Below are 3,898 nucleotides of genomic sequence, written 5' to 3'. Positions count from 1 at the left end.
AGCAGTGAAACGATGCATCGCCGATGGTAGTGTGGGGTTTCCCCATGTGAGAGTAGGTCATCGTCAAGATTAAATTCCGAAACCCCAATTGCGAAAGCAGTTGGGGTTTTGTTTTGCCTGCGAGAAATGTGTTCGCTTGATTTCTATGCAACAGCCCAGGGCATGGCTATTATGCGGGCCTCATTGTGAGGCGATACCTGCATGCTGACGTTGTTGAATCTACTGAAGGATGGACGATTCCATTCCGGACAGGACCTGGGCGTTGCCCTGGGAATAAGCCGAAGTGCTGTATGGAAGCAGCTACAACAGCTTGAAGCTGAACTTGGCCTGTCGATCCATAAAGTTCGCGGTCGCGGATATCAATTGTCGACGCCTCTGACGCTCCTTGATCCTCGTGAAATAACCAGGAAGATGCCTCAATGGCCGGTGCGTGTGTTCGACTCTGTTGACTCGACAAATGCCGAAGCTCTGCGCTCCATCAGTGACGGCGCGGCCGCGCCGTTTTTGGTGCTCGCGGAGCGACAATTGGCAGGCCGTGGTCGTCGAGGTCGTAAGTGGGTAAGCCCATTTGCAGAAAATCTTTATTACAGCCTTGTACTCCGCATCGAAGGCGGCATGCGTCAGCTTGAGGGATTGAGCCTTGTTGTTGGCTTGGCGGTGATGCAGGCCTTGCGAAACACCGGTGTGCCCAATGCCGGTTTGAAGTGGCCCAATGATGTTTTGGTGGGTAACAAGAAAATAGTTGGCATTCTGCTCGAACTCGTCGGCGATCCGGCGGATGTGTGTCATGTTGTATTGGGTATAGGAATCAACGTGAATATGCAGGTTGCCGATGAGGTCGACCAGCAATGGACTTCTATAAAACTGGAGTCAGGCAAAGCCTGCGATCGCAATGCTCTGGTGGTTGAATTGAGTAATCAACTCAAGACTTATATCAATAAACACCAGCTCAACGGGTTCGCAAGTCTGCAGGCAGAATGGGCGGAAAATCATCTGTGGCAGGGGCGTTCCGTGTCGTTGATCGCGGGTAACAGCCGTATCGATGGAATAGTGCTCGGGATTGATAACCAAGGCGGGTTGCGCTTGATTGTAGATGGTGTTGAAAAGGCCTTTAGTGGCGGAGAGCTCAGCCTGAGGTTGCGTGATGATTCTTGAGCTTGACTGCGGCAATAGCTTTATAAAATGGCGCGTGCTGGATGCGTCGGCGAGCGAGCTGGTCTCGGAAGGAGTTGTGGATTCCAATCAGGCTTTGCTTGAGAGCCTACGCATCATACAGTCACTCTCGCTGCGCAAGTGTCGTTTGGTAAGCGTCAGGACCAACGAGGAAACCAGCGCTTTAACCGAAATGCTTGAGCGCGAGTTCGGTATTCCTATCTCGTGTGCGAAGCCCGCTCGCGAGATGTCTGGTGTTCGAAACGGCTACGAAGACTATGAGCGTCTGGGGCTTGATCGCTGGCTGGCGATGCTTGGCGGCTTTCACCTGGCTGCCGGGAGTGCTTGTCTGGTTCTCGACTTCGGTACCGCGGTTACTGCCGATTTTGTCGGGCCTGACGGTGAGCATCTCGGTGGGTTCATTTGTCCAGGCATGCCTTTGATGCGAAACCAGCTTCGCACCCATACCCGTAAAATTCGTTATGGTGATGACGCGGCAGAGCGCGCCCTTTCCAGTCATGTCCCGGGGCGTACCACCGTGGAAGCGGTGGAGCGCGGTTGTTCTTTGATGCTGAGGGGCTTTGTTCTCACTCAATTAGAGCTGGCTCGAGCGTACTGGGGAGAGCAATTCACCGTCTTTATTACGGGAGGGGATGCCGAGTTGGTTAAAGGCGTCGCGCCTGACGCCAGGGTTGTGCCCGACCTGGTTTTTGTCGGCTTGGCGATGGCGTGTCCCTTGTCCTGAGGTTTATATGCGTTGGTTGTTCCTGCTCCTAGTGGTTCTCAATGTTTTTTACTATGTCTGGCATCAGCAGGAAGCGCCCTTGCGAGCCAAAGATGTAACGCCCCTTAGTCTGTATCGCGGTTCGCAGCAGGATATCCGTCTACTGAGCGAAACTGCTGGTGAAGGCGGGAGAGGGCAGGTGGTGCCGCGTCAGCAGTGTCTTTTTCTTGGTGGATTTTCTGAAGAGGATTCAATTGCCATGCTGCAACAGCGCCTGGTGGCGATGAGGGTCAATGCTCAATCCGTGCCGAAAGATGCTGCAGGAAGCGGTTACTGGCTTGCAGTTGCGCCGGATGGCCAGCGTTTGTTGGGCGATCAGCAGTTGCAAAACCTTTCCAAGGAATTCAATGAGTTAAAACATAAAATAATGCTGTGCGAAGGGGTTGCACCTGCTCAATAGTTTGCATAGAATGGCGCCCGCTCCACAGCGAACACCTTAAACGGGATTCGAAGTGAAGCGTGTCAACGCAGCTAACCTCAGGTTTTTAAATGAGAAAATGCTTGACAGGGGTTTGGCATGATATAGAATGCCGGCCTGATTAGGAGGGGTTCCCGAGCGGCCAAAGGGATCAGACTGTAAATCTGACGTCTACGACTTCGAAGGTTCGAATCCTTCTCCCTCCACCAGATTTAAGCGTGAGCTGCAGGCTCCGCGGGTATAGTTTAGTGGTAGAACCTCAGCCTTCCAAGCTGATGATGCGGGTTCGATTCCCGCTACCCGCTCCAAGTTTGCAGGTTGTGCAAAAGGGTTTTGCTCTTGTAGCTCAGTTGGTAGAGCACACCCTTGGTAAGGGTGAGGTCAGCGGTTCAAATCCGCTCAAGAGCTCCATATAACAAGGCAGATATGAAAATATCTGCCTTTGTTTTAATGGTTGATATTGTTTGTCTAATTTCTTCTGTAGAGGGTGATATCGATGGCTAAGGAAAAATTTGATCGTTCCCTGCCCCACGTCAACGTTGGGACCATTGGTCACGTTGACCACGGTAAAACCACTCTGACTGCTGCTCTGACTCGCGTTTGCTCCGAAGTTTTCGGTTCTGCAATCGTTGACTTCGACAAGATCGACAGCGCACCAGAAGAAAAAGCTCGCGGTATCACCATCAACACCGCGCACGTTGAGTACAACTCGAAGATCCGTCACTACGCTCACGTTGACTGCCCAGGTCACGCTGACTACGTGAAGAACATGATCACCGGTGCTGCTCAGATGGACGGCGCTATCCTGGTTTGCTCGGCCGCTGATGGTCCGATGCCGCAAACCCGTGAGCACATCCTGCTGTCCCGTCAGGTTGGCGTTCCGTACATCGTGGTCTTCCTGAACAAGGCTGACCTGGTAGACGACGCTGAGCTGCTGGAACTGGTTGAGATGGAAGTTCGTGACCTGCTGTCGACTTACGACTTCCCGGGCGACGACACTCCGATCATCATCGGTTCGGCTCGTATGGCGCTGGAAGGCAAAGACGACAACGAGATGGGTACCACTGCCGTCAAGAAACTGGTTGAAACTCTGGATGCCTACATCCCAGAACCAGTTCGTATGATTGACAAGCCATTCCTGATGCCAATCGAAGACGTGTTCTCGATCTCGGGTCGCGGTACTGTTGTGACTGGTCGTATCGAGCGCGGTATCGTTCGCGTTCAGGATCCGCTGGAAATCGTTGGTCTGCGTGACACCACCGTTACTACTTGCACCGGTGTTGAAATGTTCCGCAAGCTGCTCGACGAAGGTCGTGCTGGCGAGAACTGCGGCGTTCTGCTGCGTGGTACCAAGCGTGACGACGTTGAGCGTGGCCAGGTTCTGGTCAAGCCAGGTTCGGTCAAGCCGCACACCAAGTTCACCGCAGAAGTTTACGTTCTGAGCAAGGAAGAAGGCGGTCGTCACACTCCGTTCTTCAAAGGCTACCGTCCACAGTTCTACTTCCGTACTACTGACGTGACTGGTAACTGCGAGCTGCCAGAAG

4 protein-coding genes and 3 tRNA genes are annotated in these 3,898 nt (G+C 53.1%); all 7 read left to right on the top strand.

Features of this window, described 5'->3' with window-relative positions; genetic code table 11:
• Positions 1 to 201: 201 nt before the first annotated feature.
• Positions 202 to 1,155, top strand: a complete 954-nt coding sequence (birA, locus tag F8N49_RS26325) for a bifunctional biotin--[acetyl-CoA-carboxylase] ligase/biotin operon repressor BirA (RefSeq protein WP_151553177.1) — start codon at positions 202 to 204, stop codon at positions 1,153 to 1,155.
• On the top strand, positions 1,145 to 1,897 hold the full coding sequence (locus F8N49_RS26320) for a pantothenate kinase (RefSeq protein WP_151553175.1): 753 nt from the start codon (positions 1,145 to 1,147) through the stop codon (positions 1,895 to 1,897). The genes birA and F8N49_RS26320 overlap by 11 nt, the downstream gene beginning before the upstream one ends.
• Before the next feature lie 7 nt (positions 1,898 to 1,904).
• Positions 1,905 to 2,336, top strand: a complete 432-nt coding sequence (locus F8N49_RS26315) for a hypothetical protein (RefSeq protein WP_071173748.1) — start codon at positions 1,905 to 1,907, stop codon at positions 2,334 to 2,336.
• Between the two features lie 142 nt (positions 2,337 to 2,478).
• Positions 2,479 to 2,563 (top strand) — tRNA-Tyr (locus tag F8N49_RS26310).
• A 25-nt stretch (positions 2,564 to 2,588) separates the two neighbouring features.
• A tRNA-Gly gene (locus F8N49_RS26305) sits at positions 2,589 to 2,662 on the top strand.
• 27 nt (positions 2,663 to 2,689) lie between these two features.
• Positions 2,690 to 2,765: transfer RNA gene (locus F8N49_RS26300), tRNA-Thr, on the top strand.
• 85 nt (positions 2,766 to 2,850) lie between these two features.
• The coding region (gene tuf, locus F8N49_RS26295) for an elongation factor Tu (RefSeq protein WP_151553173.1) at positions 2,851 to 3,898 on the top strand (1,048 nt) is incomplete at its 3' end.

This window comes from Pseudomonas sp. GXM4, from assembly GCF_008923895.1.
Classification (GTDB): domain Bacteria; phylum Pseudomonadota; class Gammaproteobacteria; order Pseudomonadales; family Pseudomonadaceae; genus Aquipseudomonas; species Aquipseudomonas atacamensis.
Note: the sequence above shows the minus strand (reverse complement) of the source record. Positions and strands in the feature narration are given on the sequence as shown.